The organism is Variovorax sp. V118, from assembly GCF_041154445.1.
Classification (GTDB): domain Bacteria; phylum Pseudomonadota; class Gammaproteobacteria; order Burkholderiales; family Burkholderiaceae_C; genus Variovorax; species Variovorax boronicumulans.
Genome location: NZ_AP028663.1, coordinates 2,583,422 through 2,601,449 on the forward strand (window position 1 = coordinate 2,583,422; position 18,028 = coordinate 2,601,449).

Annotated in this window: 17 protein-coding genes; 2 read left to right on the forward strand and 15 right to left on the reverse strand. The window is 70.3% G+C overall.

What is annotated here, in order from left to right; translation table 11 throughout:
* Positions 1–36: 36 nt before the first annotated feature.
* From ACAM52_RS11890 to ACAM52_RS11915, 6 genes are all read right to left on the reverse strand, one after another.
* The gene (locus ACAM52_RS11890) at positions 37–1,854 is read right to left on the reverse strand and encodes an amino acid ABC transporter permease/ATP-binding protein (protein ID WP_369647126.1); all 1,818 of its coding nucleotides are present in this window, start codon (positions 1,852–1,854) and stop codon (positions 37–39) included.
* The gene (locus tag ACAM52_RS11895; RefSeq protein WP_159277042.1) at positions 1,851–2,387 is read right to left on the reverse strand and encodes a GNAT family N-acetyltransferase; all 537 of its coding nucleotides are present in this window, start codon (positions 2,385–2,387) and stop codon (positions 1,851–1,853) included. Before ACAM52_RS11895 ends, ACAM52_RS11890 begins: the two co-directional genes overlap by 4 nt.
* Positions 2,384–3,604, reverse strand: coding sequence for a M20 aminoacylase family protein (locus ACAM52_RS11900; protein WP_369647127.1), 1,221 nt, complete (start codon positions 3,602–3,604; stop codon positions 2,384–2,386). Before ACAM52_RS11900 ends, ACAM52_RS11895 begins: the two co-directional genes overlap by 4 nt.
* The gene (locus tag ACAM52_RS11905) at positions 3,604–4,950 is read right to left on the reverse strand and encodes an LLM class flavin-dependent oxidoreductase (protein ID WP_369647727.1); all 1,347 of its coding nucleotides are present in this window, start codon (positions 4,948–4,950) and stop codon (positions 3,604–3,606) included. The genes ACAM52_RS11900 and ACAM52_RS11905 overlap by 1 nt, the downstream gene beginning before the upstream one ends.
* A 29-nt stretch (positions 4,951–4,979) precedes the next feature.
* A complete protein-coding gene (locus tag ACAM52_RS11910) occupies positions 4,980–5,987 on the reverse strand; it encodes an LLM class flavin-dependent oxidoreductase (protein ID WP_369647128.1) in 1,008 nt (335 codons plus the stop codon).
* 115 nt (positions 5,988–6,102) lie between these two features.
* Positions 6,103–6,303, reverse strand: a complete 201-nt coding sequence (locus tag ACAM52_RS11915; protein ID WP_062482175.1) for a hypothetical protein — start codon at positions 6,301–6,303, stop codon at positions 6,103–6,105.
* Positions 6,304–6,479: 176 nt separating this feature from the next.
* On the opposite strand from ACAM52_RS11915, the gene ACAM52_RS11920 reads away from it, so the two are divergent.
* Entirely contained in the window at positions 6,480–6,686 is a 207-nt protein-coding gene (locus ACAM52_RS11920) for a dodecin (RefSeq protein ID WP_369647129.1), read from the forward strand.
* Positions 6,687–6,707: 21 nt separating this feature from the next.
* On the opposite strand, the gene ACAM52_RS11925 is transcribed toward ACAM52_RS11920, so the two are convergent.
* Positions 6,708–7,937: a class I SAM-dependent methyltransferase gene (locus ACAM52_RS11925; protein WP_369647130.1), complete on the reverse strand. Its 1,230-nt coding sequence runs from the start codon at positions 7,935–7,937 to the stop codon at positions 6,708–6,710.
* A gap of 161 nt (positions 7,938–8,098) precedes the next feature.
* On the reverse strand, positions 8,099–9,082 hold the full coding sequence (locus ACAM52_RS11930) for an AraC family transcriptional regulator (RefSeq protein WP_062482185.1): 984 nt from the start codon (positions 9,080–9,082) through the stop codon (positions 8,099–8,101).
* 236 nt (positions 9,083–9,318) lie between these two features.
* Here ACAM52_RS11930 and ACAM52_RS11935 point away from each other — a divergent pair, with 236 nt between their 5' ends.
* Complete coding sequence (locus ACAM52_RS11935) at positions 9,319–10,371, forward strand: aldo/keto reductase (RefSeq protein WP_369647131.1); 1,053 nt, start codon at positions 9,319–9,321, stop codon at positions 10,369–10,371.
* Here the strand turns inward: ACAM52_RS11935 and bioD are convergent.
* The 7 genes from bioD to ACAM52_RS11970 all read right to left on the reverse strand — a co-directional run bounded on the left by bioD (position 10,354) and on the right by ACAM52_RS11970 (position 17,986).
* Complete coding sequence (gene bioD / locus ACAM52_RS11940) at positions 10,354–11,109, reverse strand: dethiobiotin synthase (RefSeq protein WP_369647132.1); 756 nt, start codon at positions 11,107–11,109, stop codon at positions 10,354–10,356. The two genes, ACAM52_RS11935 and bioD, sit on opposite strands and share 18 nt — an antisense overlap.
* The gene (gene bioF, locus ACAM52_RS11945) at positions 11,106–12,338 is read right to left on the reverse strand and encodes an 8-amino-7-oxononanoate synthase (protein ID WP_369647133.1); all 1,233 of its coding nucleotides are present in this window, start codon (positions 12,336–12,338) and stop codon (positions 11,106–11,108) included. Before bioF ends, bioD begins: the two co-directional genes overlap by 4 nt.
* Positions 12,322–13,749, reverse strand: a complete 1,428-nt coding sequence (locus ACAM52_RS11950; protein WP_369647134.1) for an adenosylmethionine--8-amino-7-oxononanoate transaminase — start codon at positions 13,747–13,749, stop codon at positions 12,322–12,324. Before ACAM52_RS11950 ends, bioF begins: the two co-directional genes overlap by 17 nt.
* 298 nt (positions 13,750–14,047) lie before the next feature.
* Complete coding sequence (locus ACAM52_RS11955) at positions 14,048–14,275, reverse strand: plasmid stabilization protein (protein ID WP_369647135.1); 228 nt, start codon at positions 14,273–14,275, stop codon at positions 14,048–14,050.
* 198 nt (positions 14,276–14,473) lie between these two features.
* A complete protein-coding gene (locus tag ACAM52_RS11960; RefSeq protein ID WP_369647136.1) occupies positions 14,474–15,064 on the reverse strand; it encodes a DUF4304 domain-containing protein in 591 nt (196 codons plus the stop codon).
* Positions 15,061–15,678 carry an alpha-ketoglutarate-dependent dioxygenase AlkB gene (locus ACAM52_RS11965; protein WP_369647137.1) on the reverse strand — a complete coding sequence of 206 codons (618 nt, stop codon included), beginning with the start codon at positions 15,676–15,678 and terminating at the stop codon, positions 15,061–15,063. The genes ACAM52_RS11960 and ACAM52_RS11965 overlap by 4 nt, the downstream gene beginning before the upstream one ends.
* The gene (locus ACAM52_RS11970) at positions 15,656–17,986 is read right to left on the reverse strand and encodes a helicase C-terminal domain-containing protein (protein ID WP_369647138.1); all 2,331 of its coding nucleotides are present in this window, start codon (positions 17,984–17,986) and stop codon (positions 15,656–15,658) included. Before ACAM52_RS11970 ends, ACAM52_RS11965 begins: the two co-directional genes overlap by 23 nt.
* Positions 17,987–18,028 lie beyond the last annotated feature (42 nt).

The window sequence follows — 18,028 nt, forward strand, 5'->3', positions numbered from 1 at the left end:
AAGCGGTCGGTTTGAAAAATGGGGAAGGGAAAAAACTCAGAGCACCTTGGCCAGGAACTCGGCCGTGCGTGGGTGCCGCGGTGCGTTGAACACCTGCTCGGGCGTGCCGGTCTCGAGGATGCGGCCCTGCTCCATGAAGACCACGGTGTCGGCCACCTCGCGGGCAAAGCCGATCTCGTGCGTCACGATGACCAGCGTGGTGCCGGAGCTCGCGAGCTCTTCGATCACCGCGAGCACCTCGCCCACCAGCTCGGGGTCGAGCGCCGAGGTGGGCTCGTCGAACAGCAGCACCTTGGGCTTGAGCGCCAGCGCCCGCGCGATCGCCACGCGCTGCTGCTGGCCGCCCGAGAGCTGGCGCGGGTACGCGTCCTTGCGGTCGGCCAGGCCGACGCGGGCCAGCAGGTCGGTGGCCAGCGCCTCGGCCTCGGCGCGCGGCAGGCCGCGCACCGACTGCGGCGCCTCGACGATGTTCTCCAGCACCGTGAGGTGCGGGAACAGGTTGAAGTTCTGGAACACCATGCCCACGTCGACGCGGCGCGTGAGGATGTCCTTCTCGTGCAGCTCGTACAGCGTGTCGGCGTCGCGCCGGTAGCCGATGAGTTCGCCGTCGATGGCAATGAAGCCGTCGTCCACGCGCTCCAGGTGGTTGATGGTGCGCAGCAGCGTCGACTTGCCCGAGCCCGAGGGGCCGAGGATCACGGTGACGCTGCCACGCGGCGCGGTGAAGGTCACGTCGTCGAGCACCTGCAGCGCGCCGAAGCGCTTGGACACGCCGTGGATCGTCACCTCGCCACCCGGGGCGCGCGAGCCGTTCCAGCGCGGCACCTGCGCGGGGGACGGCGCCGGTGCCGACACGGGCACCACGGCCGGCGCCCTGCCCCGCGCCCACAGCCCGTGCACCACGCCGCCCAGCCACGAGCGCGGCGCATGGCGCAGGGCCCCGCGCGAGAAATGCCGCTCGATGTAGTGCTGCGCCACCGACAGCACCGTGAGGATCACGAGGTACCACACGGTCGCCACCATGAGCAGCGGAATCACTTCCAGGTTGCGCCGGTAGATGATCTGGATCGTGTAGAACAGCTCGGGCAGCGCCAGGATGTAGAGGTTCGAGGTGCCCTTGGCCAGCCCGATGATGTCGTTGAAGGCCGTGGGCAGGATGCTGCGCATGGCCTGCGGCAGCACGATGCGCGAAGCCTGGCGCCGGCGCGAAAGGCCCAGCGCAGCCGCTGCCTCGAGCTGCCCCTGGTCCACCGACAGGATGCCCCCGCGCACGATCTCCGAGGCGAAGGCCGCCTGGTTCAGCGTGAGTCCCAGCAGCGCCGCCACGAAGGGGCTGATGAGCTGCGTGGTCGGGTACGAGAAGAACGTGAGGTCGGTGAACGGCACGCCCAGCGACACGGTCTCGTACAGGTAGCCGAGGTTGTTGATGATCAAGAGCAGCACGATCACCGGCACCGAGCGGAAGAGCCAGGTGAACACCCAGGCCAGCCGCGCCAGGAGCGGCGAGCGCGACACCCGCGCCAGCGCCAGCCCCGTGCCGAAGAAGAAGCCCAGCACCGCACCCAGTGCCGTGAGCAGCAGCGTGCGGCCCAGCCCGGCCAGCACCGGCTCCGAGAAGAACCACTGCGCGAACACCGGCCAGCCCCAGCGCGGGTTGGTGAGCACCGAATGCAGCACGAGGCCGATCACCGCCACCGCGAAGACGGTGCCGACGGTGCGCGCCGGGTAGGTCGCGGGGACGATGCGAAAGTGCGAGTAGTCGCCCTTGGCGGGCGGTGCCGCATCGCTGCGGCGCAGGGGTGCCGTGGGGGTACGAGGCTCCGGACCGGCGTCGAGCACGGTGGTCGTGTTCATCGCGACACCGCCCCGCTCAGTGCCGCACCGGCACGGCCTTGCGTGGCCCATTGCGCCAGGTGCTTCTCGAACGGCAGCTTGCGCGGCGTCTCGGGGTCGGCGTCGTCGGTGAACAGCGCCGTGTAGCCATGGCTGCGGTACAGGCCCACGGCCTCGGGCTGGCGAAAGCCGGTCGTGAGGTAGATGCGCTCGTAGCCCTGGCGCAGCACCTGCGCCTCCAGTTCGGCCAGCACGCGGCTGGCCAGGCCCTGGCGGCGCAGCGCGCCGTGCGTCCACACGCGCTTGAGCTCGGCCGTGCGCTCGTCGTGGCGCATGAAGGCGCCGCCGCCGATCGCCACGCCGTCGCGCAGCAGCAGCACGAAGTTGCCGTGCGGCGGTGCGAACACCTCGGGCGCGTAGCGGTCGATCTCGCGCGGCGCACCGGGCTCGCGCAGCACGTCGCCGTAGCGGCTGTCGTACTCGAAGGTGAGCCCTTCGATCAACGGCCGGGCCAGCGGGTCCAGCGGCGTGGTGTAGAGAAACTGTTCGCTCATGGGGTGGTTTCCTGGGTGTCGCCGTCGGCGGAAAGAAAACGCTCGGCCAGCCGGGCCCAGTACACGGCCGCGGGCGCGAGGATCGCGTCGTTGAAGTCGTAGCGCGGGCTGTGCAGCGAGGCGCTCTCGCCGTTGCCGAAGAACACGTAGCTGCCGGGGCGCGCCTGCAGCATGTAGGCGAAGTCTTCGCTGGCGGTGCGCGGGCGGAAGGCCGGGTCGACCCGCTGCGCGCCGAAGGTGTCCAGCGCCACGGCGCGCGCGAAGGCGGTTTCTTCCGCGTGGTTGACCACCGGCGGAAAGCCCGGCCGGTAGTCGACCTCGGCCTGCGCGCCGAAGCTCTCGGCCTGCGCCCGCGCCAGCGCGGGGATGCGCTGCGCCAGCAGCGCGCGCACCTCAGGCTTGAACGACCGTGCCGTGAGCTTGAGCTCGACGGTGTTCGGAATCACGTTGGAAGCCTCGCCGCCGTGGATGGAGCCGACCGTGACCACGCCCATGTCCAGCGGATCGACGTTGCGCGACACCACGGTCTGCAATGCTGCGATCAGGTGCGCGCTCGCGACCACGGGGTCCACCGTCTCGTGCGGCTGCGCGCCATGGCCGCCCTTGCCGCGCACCGTGATGTGCGCCTGATCGATGGCCGCCATCGCGGGCCCGGTGACGCAGCCCACGTGCCCTGCCCCCACGCCGGGCCAGTTGTGCAGGCCGAACACGGCGTCGCACGGGAAGCGCGTGAACAGGCCTTCGTCGATCATCTTCTTGGCGCCCGCGCCGAGTTCTTCGGCGGGCTGGAAGATCAGGTGCAGCGTGCCGCGAAAGCTGCCCGCCTCGGCCAGGAAACGCGCCGCCGCGAGCAGGATCGCCGTGTGGCCGTCATGGCCGCAGGCATGCATCACGCCCGCGTTCTCGCTCGCGTACGGCAGGCCCGTGGCTTCGTGGATCGGCAGCGCGTCCATGTCGGCGCGGATGCCGAGGCTGCGCCCCGGCCCGCGCCGCAGCGTGCCCACCACGCCGGTGCCGGCCAGGCCGGTCGTGACCTCGTAGCCCCAGACCGCGAGCCGCTCGGCCACGAGCGCCGAGGTACGGTGCTCCTTGAACGACAGCTCGGGGTGCTGATGGATGTCGCGCCGCAGCGCAATGAATTCATCGCCGTAGCCGGCAATGGTGGATTCGACGCGGTGGATGTCCTTGAGGGCCGGTCGTGGCAGCGCGGCGCCCATCAGGCGGCCTTGCGCTCGGCGGTGGCGCCGCCCTGCGGCGCGGCATGGCGGCTCGCCTTGCGCGGCAGGCCCAGGTGGTCGCGCAGGGTCTGGCCGGGCAGCGTGCGCTGGTAGCGGCCGCGCGCCTCCAGCGCCGGAATCACGAACTCGATGAAGTCATCGAGGCCCTGCCCCAGCACCGGGAAGCCGAGGATGAAGCCATCGGCCGCGCCCTCGTCCACCCAGCGGATGATCTCGTCGGCGATGCGCTCGCCCGTGCCCACGAACTGCGTGCGCGGCGTGGCCACTTCGAGCGCCACCTCGCGCAGCGTCTGGCCCTTGGCCTTGGCATTGGCCTTGATGCGGTCGGTGGTCGAGCGGAAGCTGTTGCGGCCGATCTCGCCCAGTTCGGGGAATGGCGCATCGAGCGGGTACTGGCTGAAGTCGTGGTGGTCGAAGAATCGGCCCAGGTAGGCCAAGGCTTCCTCGACCGTCAGCAGCGCGCGGATGGCGAGGTACTTGGCCTCGGCCTCGGCTTCCGTGGCCGCCACCACCGGGCCGATGCCCGGGAAGATCTTCACGTCATCGGCCTGCCGCCCCTGCGCCACGGCGCTGGCCTTCACCTGCTTGAGGAAGGCGCGCGTGTCTTCGAGCGAGGGCGAATGGGTGAACACCGCATCGGCGTACTTGCCCGCCAGGCCGATGCCCGCGTCCGACGAGCCGGCCTGGAAGATCACCGGCTGCCCCTGCGGCGAACGCTGGATGTTCAGCGGCCCCGCCACCTGGAAGAAGCGGCCCTTGTGGTCCAGTGTGTGCAGCTTGTCGCGGTCGAAGAAACGGCCGCTCTCGCGGTCGCGCACGAAGGCGTCGTCGTCCCAGCTGTCCCACAGGCCCTGCGTCACGGCCAGGTACTCGTCGGCGATCTCGTAGCGCAGCGCGTGCTCGGGGTGGGCGCGGCTGTAGTTCTTCGCGCTGCCTTCCAGCGGCGTGGTCACCACGTTCCAGCCCGCGCGCCCGCCGCTGATGAGGTCGAGCGAGGCGAATTGCCGCGCCACCGTGAACGGGTCGCTGTATGAGCTGGAGATGGTGCCCGCCAGGCCGATCTTCGAGGTGACGGCGGCCAGCGCCGACAGGATCGAGATCGGCTCGAAGCGATTGAGAAAGTGCGGGATCGACTTCTCGTTGATGTAGAGCCCGTCGGCGACGAACGCGAAGGCGATGCCCGCGGCCTCGGCCTTCTGCGCGCTGCGGATGAAGAAGTCGAGGTTGACGCTGGCATCGGCCGGGCCGCCCGGGTGCTTCCACGCATTCATGTGGCTGCCGGCCCCTTGCAGCATGACGCCGAACTGGATGTTGCTCATGACGATCGTTCTTGTGGTGGGAAAAAAGAAAAGACTCAGGCCAGTGCAGGCTCGCGGGCCTGCGCCAGCAGCTCGACCGCCGTGGCGCGCGCGCCGAAGTCCGCCACCGGGATGTCGATCACGAACTCCTCGATGCCATGGCGTGCGCTGAGGGCCTCGAGCGCGTCGCGCACCTCCTCGCCCGTGCCAGCGATGACATGCGGCCGTCGCTCCTCGGTGCGGTAGTCGCTCGCGCCGGCCTGCCGCGCGAACTCGGCGGCGGCCTCGAGGCTCGGCAGGTTCACGCTCTGGCCCGTGGGCAAGGTCACGCGGAAGCTGCGCAGCGCGCCCACGCGCTCGGCGGCCTCGTCGTGCGTCTCGGCGGCGAAGGCGAACAGCGCGAGCAGCGGCGCGCGGCCGGTCGCGCCGCGGTAGGCGTCGATCGATTGCTCGATGTTCACGGGGTCGCCGTTGAAGTGGCCCGCATAGACGAACTGCCAGCCCAGCCGCGCCGCGAGCAGCGCGCTCTCGGGGCTGCCGCCGAGCAGCACGCGCTGCGGCGCCACCGGCGGGAACGGCGTGGCCACGGCACCGGCCAGCGCATGGTCGGCGGGCACGCCGTCGTGCAGGAAGGCATCGAGCTCGCGCAGGCGCGCTTCGAAATCGAGGGCCTTCGCCTTCACCGGGTCGTGCAGCGATTGCAGCGCCTTGCTGGTCAGCGGCAGGCCGCCCGGCGCCTTGCCGATGCCCAGGTCGACACGGCCCGGCGCCAGCGAGGCGAGCACCTTGAAGGTCTCCGCGACCTTGAAGGGGCTGTAGTGCTGCAACATGACGCCGCCGGTGCCGATGCGGATGCGCGAGGTCTTCGCGAGCAGATGCGAGGCCAGCACCTCGGGCGCCGAACCGGCGTAGGTGCGGTTGCCGTGGTGCTCGGCCAGCCAGTAGCGGCGGTAGCCCAGCCGTTCGGCGCGCCGGGCCAGCGCGATGGTGTGCTGGAACGCCTGCGCGGCATCGGCACCTTCGGGGATCAGGCTCTTGTCGAGCAAGGAGAGCGAGTAGGACACGGTGTTCGGCGATGGCGCATTGGAAGCGGGTGTGCTTCAAATTCTGCGAGCCATCGCGCGGGCCGTTTGCGCTGAATTCCTCTATCGATATCTGGAATCTGCGGGGGCGCGCGGCTCACCAGGCATAGGGCAAGAGCGCCGCCACGGCCGTGGCGTGCAGCCGCCTGCGCACGCGCAGCGGCACATGGCCATGCGGTGCGCGGCGTGCCACTTCATGCGGCGACGCCGGCGCGATGCACCAGGCGATGGCGGTCAGCGCGAGGACGTGGCGGGCCTGTGCGGCCGGGGATGAAGAGGCGACGGTGTGCAGTGGCATGGCGGGCGGTTTCCCTGGTTCGATGCCGCCGATTCTGCGAAGCGCACCCGCCGTTGCCAACGACGGATTGCGAATGTCCTGATGCGGTTTGCATCGCATCCGCGCGCCCAAAGGTGTTGCCTCGCGCCCCCTGCGCTGGCTACGATGGGCACGCAACCACCCAAGGAGCAGCCGCCATGTCGAACCATGTCTATAAGTCGCTCGAGCTGACGGGCTCGTCCAAGACCAGCATCGAGGACGCGGTGCAGACCGCCATCGCGAAGGCGCACGAGACGGTGCGCAACATCCAGTGGTTCACCGTCACCGAGACGCGCGGCCATGTGGTCGACGGCAAGGTCGCGCACTGGCAGGTGACGGTGAAGGTCGGCTTCACGCTCGAGTAGCCGCAACGCGGCCTTGACGGGTCAGGCGCGCAGCGCCGAGGTGCCGTCGTAGATATAGCGGCGCGACCACGGCAGTGTGCTTGCCGCCCTGCCCGCCTTGCGCCCCACGATCTGGTAGATCGCCACGTCGTCGTTCTCGAAGGCATAGGCGCAGCCCGCGAGGTAGATGCGCCAGATGCGGAACTTCTCTTCGTCGACGAGCGCGCGCGCCTCGTCGGCACGGGCCTCGTAGGCGTCGCTCCAGTGGCGCAGCGTCTGCGCGTAGTGCCGGCGCAGGTTCTCCACGTCGAAAGCCTCGAGCCCGCCCTGCTGCATGGCCTGCAGCGCCAGGCTGATGTGCGGCAGCTCGCCGTTGGGGAACACGTAGCGGTCGATGAAGTCGCCGCCGCCGTACGACACGCCGCCGCCCTCGGGGTCGGACGAGGTGATGCCGTGGTTCATGACGATGCCGTCGTCGGCCAGCAGCTGTTGCACGCGCTTGAAGTACTCGGGCAGGTTCTTGCGGCCCACGTGCTCGAACATGCCGACGCTGGTGATGCGGTCGAACTGGCCCGTCACGTCGCGGTAGTCCTGCAGGCGGATCTCGATGCGGTCTGCGAGGCCGGCGGCCCTCACGCGCTCGGTCGCGAGGTCGAACTGGTTCTGCGACAGCGTGACGCCCACGCAGCGCGCACCGAACTTCTGCGCCGCGCGGATCACCAGCGCGCCCCAGCCACAGCCAATGTCGAGCAGTGTCTGCCCGGGCTGGAGTTCGATCTTGGTGAGGATGTGATCGATTTTCTTCAGCTGCGCGGTGGCCAGGTCTTCGTCGCCGTTCTCGAAGTAGGCGCACGAATAGACCATGTTCGCGTCGAGCCAGAGTTGGTAGAACGCGTTCGACACGTCATAGTGGTACTCGATGGATTTCTTGTCCGACGACTTGGTGTGCGCGAAGTAGCGGGCCATGCTTTGCAGCGCGCCGCCGGGCTTGTCGAGCGAGGTCTTCGCCAGGCCGTAGGCGATGTCGATCACGTCGCTGAGCTTGCCTTCGATGTCGATCTTGCTCTTGACATAGGCCTCGCCCAGGTTGTCCAGCGTGGGCTGCAGCATCAGCGACAGCGCCGCGGGCGATTTCACGTGCAGCGTGACCGCCGGCCCGCTGAAGTCACCGAAGTCGTAGGACTGACCGTCCCACAAGGTGAGCCGCGCGGGCAGGTTGACCCGTGCGCGGACCGCGGCGCTCCACTGCGCCAGCTTCTTTTCCCAAAGCATGCATCTCTCCGAGTTGTTGAGTAGTCCCGCCTCCACGGGCGGACGGGTGCTGCAGCGAACAAAACGATAGCGAGATTTGGCGAAACCTGCATTTCCACGACGACGCAAGAAATCGCGGCAGGTGCTATGTTGAAAGACCCCTCGCGCGGGGGCCGGGCGGCCTACGCGGCTTCCATCGAGGTCGCGTCGTTGCCGGCCTCGCCGAGCCAACGCCGCTTGTCGCGCAGCGGCGGCGCGCCGAACATGCGGCCGTACTCGCGCGCGAACTGCGAGGGGCTTTCGTAGCCCACGTTGTGCGCGGCGCTGGCCACGTCGGTGCCGGCGATCAGCATCTGGCGGCGCGCCTCCTGCAGGCGCAGCTGCTTCTGGTACTGCAGCGGGCTCATCGCGGTCACGGCCTTGAAGTGGTGGTGGAACGACGACACGCTCATGTGCACCGCACGCGCCATGTCTTCCACGCGCAGCGACTGCGCGTAGTTCGTGCGCAGCGCGCTGATGGCTTTCGCGATGCGCTGCGTGTGGCTGTCGTGCAGCGCGATCTGGCGCAGCCGCGCGCCCTCGCCGTTCACCAGCAGGCGGTACATGATCTCGCGCTTGATGAGCGGCGCCATGATCGGGATGTCTTCGGGCGTGTCGAGCAGCCGCAGCAGGCGCAGCACGGGCTCCAGCACCGGCATGGCGATGCGGTTCACGTACATGCCGCGCGAGGCCGGCGCGTTGGCTTTGGCCGGCAGCTTCTCGTCGCCGATGAGGTCGCCGATCTCGTCGAGCGCCAGCTCCAGCCGCACGCCCAGGTAGGGCTCGTTCTCGCTGGTCACGCACACCTGGCCGCACACCGGCAGGTCGACCGAGGTGACGAGGTAGTTCATGGGGTCGTACACGTAGATGTCGTCGCCCACGATGATCCGCTTGGAGCCCTGCGCGATGAGGCCCAGCGCCGGCGTGGCGAAGCCGTGCTTGGGGCCGTCGGGCTTGCTGATGCAGTGCACCTGCAGGCCGGGCACGGCGCATTCGACCGTGCCGTCCTGCCCGCGCGTGATGTGGCGGATGAGCTGCACCAGCTCTTCGCGGGCGGCATCGAGTTCGGGTTCCAGCGGCATCGGCATGGCGAGGACGGTGGCGGTGTCGGGGGTTTCATCAGACATGGGTAGGCCTCTGACAAAGGAGAGCGGCCGCGGTGACGGCCATGGAGGATTGGGCTGCCCGCAGCTTAGCGTCGCATCCTCTCCTTCGCACGGCCCCGGCACGAGGTCTGGAGAAATAGGCAAAGACTTTGCAGAAACGCGCTCGCCCGCCGGGGCGCGCCGGCGGGATACTTTTTCGCAACCGCCGGCCATTCGTCACGCCGGACGGCCCCTCCACCCGCAAAGGACAACTTTCGATGCAATACCGCCAATTCGGCCGCACCGGCCTCCTGGTTTCCGAACTCTGCCTCGGCACGATGACCTTCGGCGGCGCGCCGGGCATCTGGGACCACATCGGCCAGTTGCAGCAAGGCGAGGCCGAAGGCCTCATCGGTCGCTCGCTCGACGCCGGCATCAACTTCATCGACACGGCCGACGTGTACTCCGAGGGCCTGTCCGAAACCATCACCGGCCAGGCGCTGAAGAACCTGAAGGTGCCGCGCGACCGCGTGGTGGTCGCCACCAAGGTGCTGGGCGAAACCGGCAGCAAGGGCGTGAACTCGGCCGGTGCCTCGCGCTACCACATCATGGACGGCGTGAAGGCCAGCCTGAAGCGGCTGCAGCTGGACCACATCGACCTGTACCAGATCCACGGCATCGACCCGATCACGCCCATCGAGGAAACGGTGCGCGCGCTCGACGACCTCGTGCGCCAGGGCCACGTGCGCTACGTGGGCGTGTCGAACTGGGCCGCGTGGCAGATCGCCAAGGCGCTGGGCATCGCCGAGCGCGACCGGCTGGCGCGCTTCGAATCGCTGCAGGCCTACTACACCGTGGCCGGGCGCGACCTGGAACGCGAGCTGGTGCCGATGCTGCGCAGCGAACAGCTCGGCCTGATGGTCTGGAGCCCGCTGGCCGGCGGCCTGCTCAGTGGCAAGGTCGACCGCCACACCGCCACCGCGCAAGGCAGCCGCCGCGCGAGCTTCGACTTTCCGCCGGTGAACGTGGAACGCGCCTACGACTGCATCGACCTCATGCGCCAGTTCGCCGAGCCGCGCGGCGTGTCGGTGGCGCAGATCGCGCTGGCCTGGCTGCTGCACCAGCCGGTGGTGACCAGCGTGATCGTCGGCGCCAAGCGCATCGACCAGCTGGACGACAACATCGCCGCCACCGAGGTGCGGCTCACGGCCGACGAACTCGCGGCGCTCGACAAGGTGAGCGCGCTGGCGCCCGAGTACCCGGGCTGGATGCTCGCGCGCCAGGGCGGCGTGCGCGCCCAGCGGCTGGCCGACTCAGGCCGTCGCGGCTGACACGAGCGGGGCCTCGGTGCGACGCGCGGCATGCGCCGCGCTGGCCCGCAGCGCGCGCAGGTCGAGGTGTTCGGCGGCGCGCGCCGCCGAGGGCGCGGCCAGGTGCGGCACCACGCCCAGCAGCGGTGCACCGAGCCGGGCGCGCAGCGTCTGCAGGTTGCCTTCGGGCGAGAGCATCTGCGGCTCGACCACGCTCGCGACCCAGCCGGCCAGCACCAGCCCGCGCGCACGGATCGCCTCGGCGGTGAGCAGCGCATGGTTGAGGCAGCCCAGCCGCAGCCCGACCACGAGGATCACGGGCAGGCCCAGCGCCACCGCGAGGTCGGCGGTGTCCAGGTCGTCGCCCAACGGCACGCAGAAGCCGCCCACGCCCTCCACCACCACCGCGTCGGCCTGCGCCGACAGCCGCTCGAAGGCATCGAGCAGCACGGGCAGCGCGACCTGCACGCCCTCTTCCCGCGCCGCCAGGTGCGGCGACATCGGCGCCTTCAGCACGTAGGGGCAGCGCCAGGCCAGCGGCGCGGCGACGTTGCCGGCCGCCTGCAGGCGCTCGACGTCTTCGTTGCGCCATTCGCCGTCGATGGCATCGAGCCCCGCGGCCACCGGCTTCATGCCCACTGCGCGCAGGCCCGAGGCGGCCAGCAGCGCGAGCATGGCGCTGCTCACCAGTGTCTTGCCCACGCCGGTGTCGGTGCCGGTGACGAACCAGCGGCGCTGCGCAGCGGCTGCCGTCGTCATGCGGCCTCCGGCCACGGTTCGGCCAGGGCCTCGCCCAGCGCGCCGATGAGCCGCGCCACGTCGGCCTCGGTGTGGCTGGCCGACAGCGCGATGCGCAGCCGTGCGGTGCCGGCAGGCACCGTGGGCGGACGGATCGCGCCCACGCGCAGACCGTGCGCATCGAGCCGCTCCATGGTCTGCATGGCGCGCGCGTTGTCGCCCACGATGAGCGGCTGGATCGCGGTCGGCGAATCGGCCAGCCAGGCGCTGCCGTCGGCCGGCAGCACCTGCTTGAGGCCGTTGCGCAGCTGGGTGATGCGGGCGCGCAGCTGGGCGCGGCGGCGCATGCCCTCCTCGCCTTCGATGAGCGCCAGGCTGGTGAGCAGCGCATGCGCCACCGCCGGCGGCGCTGCCGTGGTGAAGATGTAGGGCCGCGCGCGCTGCACCAGAAAGTCGATCACCGTGCGGTGCGCCGCCACGAAGGCGCCCGACACGCCGGCCGCCTTGCCCAGCGTGCCGATCAGCACCAGCCGCTCGGAGCGCAGCGCCAGCGCCTGCAGCGCGCCGCGCCCGGTGGCGCCGAGCACGCCGAAACCGTGCGCGTCGTCGATCACCAGCCAGGCGTCGTGCTGCTCGGCCAGCGCCAGCAGGCCCGCCACCGGGGCGATGTGGCCGTCCATGCTGAAGACGGCGTCGCTCACGATGATCTTGACCGGCGCGTCGCAGGCCGCCAGTTGCGCGTCGAGCGCCTGCAGGTCACAGTGCGGGTAGCGCTCCACGCGGGCGCGGGCCAGCCGCGCGCCGTCGATCAGCGAGGCGTGGTTCAGCGTCTCCGAGAAGATCACCGCCTCGCCGTCGCCCAGCGCCGACAGCACCGCCAGGTTGGCCATGTAGCCGGTGCAGAAGAACAGGCTGCGCGCATCGGGAATGTGCGGCGCCATCCATTCGCCCAGCCGCTCCTCCAGCTGCGCATGGGCGCGCGAGTGGCCCAGGATGAGGTGCGAGCCGCCGCTGCCCGTGCCGTAGCGCGCCGCGCCTTCGGCCAGCGCCTCGGCCAGCGCGGGGTGCGCGGCCAGGCCCAGGTAGTCGTTGCTGCTGAAGCCAAGCATGGTGCGCGGCGCGGTGGCGCCGGCCAGCGTGAGGATCTGCTCGGGCGCGCAGGCGGTCTCGGCGATCTGCCGGCGGCGGCGCAGCGAGCGCGCGTCGAGCGCGGTGATTTCGTCCTGCAGGCGTTCAAGCAAGCGCAGCATCGCGGGCTCCTTCGTCGGCGGTGGCGCCGGGGGCGTGGGTGACGGCCTGGAGCGTGGCGAGCGTGCCGTCCACGAGCTGGTCGATCTCATCGTCCGCAATGGCGTACGGCGGCATCAGGTACACGGTGGCGCCGATGGGCCGCATCAGCAGGCCATGGTCGCGCGCCGCGAGGTGGAAGCGCTCGGCGAAGCGCGCACCGGGCTCGCGCACGTCGAAGGCCGTGATCATTCCGCGCTGGCGCAGGTGGTCGACCGCTTGGCCGGCCAGCCCTTCGCGCAGCCGCGCCAGCAGGCGCGCGGACCGCGAGAGGTTGCGGTTCAGCGCGTCTTCCTGCTCGAACAGATCGAGCGTGGCGAGCGCCGCGCGGCAGGCCAGCGCGTTGCCGGTGTAGGAATGCGAATGCAGAAAGCTGCGCGCGGCATCGTCGTCGACGAAGCCCTGGTAGATGGCCTCGCGCGTCATCACCAGCGCCAGCGGCAGGTAGCCGCCGCTGATGCCCTTCGACAGGCACAGGAAGTCGGGCCAGATGCCGGCCTGCTCGCAGGCGAAGAAGGTGCCGGTGCGCCCGCAACCGACCGCGATCTCGTCGGCGATCAGGTGCACGCCGAAGCAGTCGCACAGCGCGCGCACGCGGCGCAGGTAGGCCGGGTCGTGCATCGCCATGCCGGTGGCGCACTGCACCAGCGGCTCGACGATCACGGCGGCGATGCTGTCGTGCTGCGCGGCCAAGAGCGCCTCTAGCTCGTCGGCCGCGCGGTTCGCCACGGCGGCGGCGTCTTCACCGGGCCGGGCGGCGCGCGCGTCGGGCGAGGCCACGAGGTGCGCGCTGGCGAGCAGCGGCGCGTAGGCGTCGCGGAACACGGGCACGTCGGTGACGTGCAGCGCGCCCAGCGTCTCGCCGTGATAGCCGCCGCGCAGCGCCACGAAGCGGCGCTTGCCGGCGCGGCCCGCGTTGCGCCAGGCATGGAAGCTCATCTTGAGCGCGATCTCCACGGCCGAGGCGCCGTCGGAGGCATAGAAGCAATGGCCCAGCGCATGGCCCGTGAGCGCCGAAAGCCGCTCGGCCAGCTCGACCGCCGGCGCGTGCGTGCAGCCGGCGAGCATCACGTGCGGCAGCGTGTCCAGCTGCGCCTTGAGCGCGGCGTTGATCGCCGGGTGCGCGTGGCCGAACAGGTTGACCCACCACGAGCTGGTGGCGTCGAGGTAGCGTCGGCCTTCGTGGTCGGTCAGCCAGACGCCCTCGCCGCGCGCGATGGGCAGCGGCGGCGCCACGTCGAGGCGGATGCTCTGGGTGCAGGGGTGCCAGACATGGCGGCGGCTGCGCTGTTGCCAGTCGACGTTGGCATTGGCGGCATCGGCACCTGCGGCGGCTGGCGCGGTCGTGGGGGAGAAAACGTTCGAGGGAGGCACCCGCGCGTTCCTTTCTGGAGGGCAAGGCGGCGGATCGTATCGACGCGAACGCGCCCCGGCAAACGCCCGGAACGCGTGCAAAAAGAAGGCGGAATGACCGAGGTTGGGCGGTGTAGCGCGTGCGTTCAGGCCAACGTCGCGCAAGCTGGCGACTTCGTGCGGGGCCGCGCCGGCGCGGGGCCGACGCAAGTTGTCCGGCTGCCGTCACAGATGGCGAAGGAATGTCCGCTTTTCAGGGTGTGCGGTGGGTGGACTCCGCTTTTCGGACAGAAGATATGGCTGGTATTCGCAACCGGCTTCAGCCGCGCTTCTCGGCGTTGCGCTTGCGTGTGGCGGCGCCCTTCTTCGCGGACGCCGAACGTTCGGCGGCCGTGCGGTGTGCCGCTGCGGCGCCGCCGAGGCGACCACCCTTGCGAGACGGTGCATGGTTCTCAGGCCGGCCGCGGCCCGCACCGCTCTTCTTGCCACCGCCGGTCTCGGCATTCACCGTGGCCCAGGCACGACGCTCGGCCTCGCCCTTGGCCACGCCGCGGTGCTCGTAGCCTGCCTCGATGTGCTCGGCCTTGCGCTTCTGCTTGTCCGTGTAGGACGACTTGTCGCCTCGTGGTATGTCTGCGCTCCTTCAATCAAATGGGATGAAAGAAGCCTTCATGCTGGCCGCCTGTGAGCCGCCATGGGTCGGAAGAGGCAGGCGCTGCGCGTCAGCGCAGTCTGTCGTGCGCGCTCAGGCCGACAACACGTTCGCGAGGTCGGCCTTCAGGGCCGTGGCCCGTTCCGGCGCCCGCGCGAGCCCCGCCTCGACCAGCGCCTGTGCCCGTGCGCGGTCGCCCAGGTGCATCGCGATCCGTGCGAAGTGCAAGGCGGTGCGCGCATGGATCTGGTGCGGGTCGGTCTCGCGCAGCATCTGTTCGAAGCTCTGCGGATAGCTGCCATGCCGTGCGAAGAAAGTACGCCCCGGCCCTTCCCACTCGCTCACGATGAATTCGACGTTTTCCTCGGCCTCTTCTTTCGTCGCGCCATAGGTCCATCCGAACGCGGCGCCGGGCGGTGGGTCCAGGCGGTCGCGGAACACGCAGTGCGATTCTTCGAGCGCCTCGGGCGCCACCGGCGTTCCGCCCTCGGGCGGCAGGAAGTCCAGGTGCGCGCCGAGGTTCAGGTAGCAGGCCTTGCCGCCGCTCGCGCCCTGCACGTTGAACACGTGGATCACCGGCCCGTCGATGCGCCGCAGCGTCTGGCCCGAACCCTGGAAGCCTTCGGCCTTGAGCACGGGAAAGAGGTGGTGCGTGAGCAGCTTGAGGAAGGTGGTGCGGTTCATGGCGCGCGGGGTCTGCGGGTACGCAAGGTGATCGAATAACGCAGGCCCTCGGTCGGGGCGATGGCATGTTGCCATGCCCAGCGCGCCGGTCCGCGCAGCAGGTACACGGAGCGCGGCTCGATGAGGAATTCGAGCGCGGCCGGCCCCGACGCGGGCGCGCCGGGCACGTAGGGCCGGAACTGCATCACCGCGTCGCCGCACAGCGAGACGCCGACGATGTCCTCGAAGTCGGGCACGTCGCGGTGCCAGCCCAGCGGCGTGCCGGGGCGGTACTCGGCGATCAGCACGTGGGTGAGGTCTTCGGGCGCCAGGCCGGCCCAGGCGGCGGCCTTCGCGCGCAGCGGGTGCAGCGCCTCGGGCAGCGGCGCGCCGGGCTTGAGGCGGTTGGTGTCGAAGTCGTAGCTGCCGCCGAAGCTGGTGCCGCGCCGGCGAGCGGTGTATTCCTTGTAGCGCATCTCCTTGAGCGGCAGGCGCTGCACGATGCGCAGCAGGCCGGCCTCCTCGTCGCGCGACAGGAACCCGGCTTCGTAGCGCAGGCCCTCGATGGCCGCCACGGGCGCCTCGCCGAACAGGTCGGGCTGGCCGGCGTGCTCAAGGCGTCGGGTGGCGCGCATCGTCTTCTCCGGCCTCCCCGGCCAGTTGCACATGCCACCAGCGCGGCAGCAATTCGCGGATCTCGGCGCGCGCAAAGCGGTCGTCGAGCAGGTGCAGCACGCCCGTGTCGGCCTCGGTGCGGATCACGCGGCCGGCGGCCTGCACCACCTTCTGCAGGCCCGGGTAGAGGTAGGTGTACTCGTAGCCCTTGCCGAAGCGCGACTGCATGCGCTCGCGCGTGATCTCGTTGAGTTCGTTGTACTGGGGCAGCCCCAGGCTGGCGACAAAGGCGCCGATGAGCCGGCTGCCCGGCAGGTCGATGCCTTCGCCGAAGGCGCCGCCGAGCACGGCGAAGCCGATGCCCTGCCCGCCCTCTTCGAAGCGTGCGACGAAATCGTGGCGGTCGGTTTCGCGCATGCCGCGCGTCTGCGTCCACACGGGCACGCCGGGGTGACGCAGCGAGAACGCGGCGCAGGCCTTGTCCAGGTAGTCGAAGCTGCTGAAGAAGGCCAGGTAGTTGCCGGGCAGGCGTTCGAACTGCGCACCGATGATGTCCGTCACATGGCGCAGCGAGCCGGCGCGGTCGCGAAAGCGCGTGGAAACGCCGGTCGCCACCTCGACGCGCAGCTGCTGGCCGCGAAACGGCGATTCGACGTCGAGCAGCGCCGTGTCTTCGGGCAGGCCGAGCGCGTCGCGGTAGAACGCGAACGGCGCGAGCGTGCCCGAGAAGCAGGTGACCGACACCGCGTCCGCGAAACGGCCTTCGAGGAACGGCCCGGGCACGAGGTTGCGGATGGCCAGGCCGCGCTGTTCCTGGGTGGCGCCCAAGGTGCGCTCGAACACCGAGTGGTCGTCGAAGACCTCGGCCAGCCGCGCGAAGTGCAGCGCATCGAAGAAGAAGTGCTGCAGCGGGCCCTGCGCCGCATCGGGCGTGGCGGCGAAGTGCTCGGCCATCGCGGTGTTGGCGGCCTGCAGGGTGCGCAAAAAGCGCTCGGGAATCTCGTCGGCGGTGTCGTAGCCGGCGGTCTGCGCCTGCTGCAGCGTGTCCCATTCGCGGAACAGCCGTGCGAGCGGGCCGCGCACGGCGGCGGGTGCGGCGCGGTGAGCTTCTTCCAATGCGGCACCTTCGAGCTTCGCGGTGTACATGCCGCGTGCGCGCTCCAGCAGGTTGTGGGCCTCGTCGACCAGCACGGCGACGCGCCAGTTGGCGTCCTTCATGCTGGCGAACAGGAAGGCGCTGCCGTCGAAGTAGTAGTTGTAGTCGCCCACGACGACGTCGCTCCAGTGCGTCATTTCCTGCGCCAGGAAATAGGGGCACACCTCGTGCGCGAGCGCGACCCGCCGCAGCGCCTCGCGGTCGAGCCAGCCGACCTGTGCGGCCTCGGCGCGCGCGGCCGGCAGGCGGTCGTAGAAGCCGCGCGCCAGCGGGCAGGCCTCGCCGTGGCAGGCGCGGTCGGGGTACTCGCAGACCTTCTCGCGGGCCGCGAGTTCGAGCACGCGCGGCCGGTGGGCGCCGCCCTGCCCCAGCACGCGCAAGGCGTCGAGCGCCACGGGCCGGCCGGAGGTCTTGGCGGTGAGGAAGAACACCTTGTCGAGCTTGTGCGCCGCGCGCGCCTTGAGCAGCGGAAAGAGCGTGGCCAGCGTCTTGCCGATGCCCGTGGGCGCCTGCGCCAGCAGGCAGCGCCCGCCCACGGCGGCGCGGTAGACCGCCTCGGCCAGTTCGCGCTGGCCGGTGCGGAAGTCGGCATGGGGAAATTCGAGCCGCGCCAGCGCGTCGTCGAGCGCGCCGCGGTGCGCGGCCTCGCGCCGCGCCCAGTCGCTGTAGCAGGCGCACAGGGTCTCGAAGTGCGTGCGCAGGGTGTCGCGCGTGTGCTGCTCTTCGAGCACGGTTTCGTCACCGCTGGTCAGGTCGAGGTAGACCAGCGCGACGGTCAGCTGCTCGAGACCTTCCTGCTCGCAGAGCATCCAGCCGTAGCAGCGCACCTGCGCCCAGTGCAGCGCGCGGTGGTTGGAGCGGATGGCGTCGAAGTCGCCGCGGAAGGTCTTGATTTCTTCCACCCGCGCTTGCGCCGGGTCGTAGCCGTCGGCCCGGCCGCGCACGCGCAGCGTGCCGCAGGTGCTGGCCAGCGGCACCTCGCTCTGATAGTCGCCGCCGCGCCGGGCCTGCACCAGCGCGTGGCCGGCCATGCCTTCGAGCGCGCTGGGCGCGGGCACGAAGCGCAGGTCGAGATCGCCCGCCTTCGCGCCGAAGGCGCACAAGGCCTTGACGGACACGACGTGCGCCGCCGAAACGGCGGCTGACGGAGCGGAATGGAGGTCGGAAGGCATGCTGCCGATACTGGATGAAATCACAGTATAGCGAGCGCCGAA

Coding starts and splice junctions, on each gene's coding strand:
- bioF (WP_369647133.1), bottom strand. CDS start 12,338: ATGCTGCGCTTGCTTGAACGCCTGCAGGACGAAATCACCGCGCTCGAC.
- ACAM52_RS11920 (WP_369647129.1), top strand. CDS start 6,480: ATGTCGAACCATGTCTATAAGTCGCTCGAGCTGACGGGCTCGTCCAAG.
- ACAM52_RS11930 (WP_062482185.1), bottom strand. CDS start 9,082: ATGTCTGATGAAACCCCCGACACCGCCACCGTCCTCGCCATGCCGATG.
- ACAM52_RS11895 (WP_159277042.1), bottom strand. CDS start 2,387: ATGAGCGAACAGTTTCTCTACACCACGCCGCTGGACCCGCTGGCCCGG.
- ACAM52_RS11915 (WP_062482175.1), bottom strand. CDS start 6,303: ATGCCACTGCACACCGTCGCCTCTTCATCCCCGGCCGCACAGGCCCGC.
- ACAM52_RS11935 (WP_369647131.1), top strand. CDS start 9,319: ATGCAATACCGCCAATTCGGCCGCACCGGCCTCCTGGTTTCCGAACTC.
- ACAM52_RS11890 (WP_369647126.1), bottom strand. CDS start 1,854: ATGAACACGACCACCGTGCTCGACGCCGGTCCGGAGCCTCGTACCCCC.
- bioD (WP_369647132.1), bottom strand. CDS start 11,109: ATGACGACGGCAGCCGCTGCGCAGCGCCGCTGGTTCGTCACCGGCACC.
- ACAM52_RS11965 (WP_369647137.1), bottom strand. CDS start 15,678: ATGCGCGCCACCCGACGCCTTGAGCACGCCGGCCAGCCCGACCTGTTC.
- ACAM52_RS11960 (WP_369647136.1), bottom strand. CDS start 15,064: ATGAACCGCACCACCTTCCTCAAGCTGCTCACGCACCACCTCTTTCCC.
- ACAM52_RS11925 (WP_369647130.1), bottom strand. CDS start 7,937: ATGCTTTGGGAAAAGAAGCTGGCGCAGTGGAGCGCCGCGGTCCGCGCA.
- ACAM52_RS11970 (WP_369647138.1), bottom strand. CDS start 17,986: ATGCCTTCCGACCTCCATTCCGCTCCGTCAGCCGCCGTTTCGGCGGCG.
- ACAM52_RS11900 (WP_369647127.1), bottom strand. CDS start 3,604: ATGGGCGCCGCGCTGCCACGACCGGCCCTCAAGGACATCCACCGCGTC.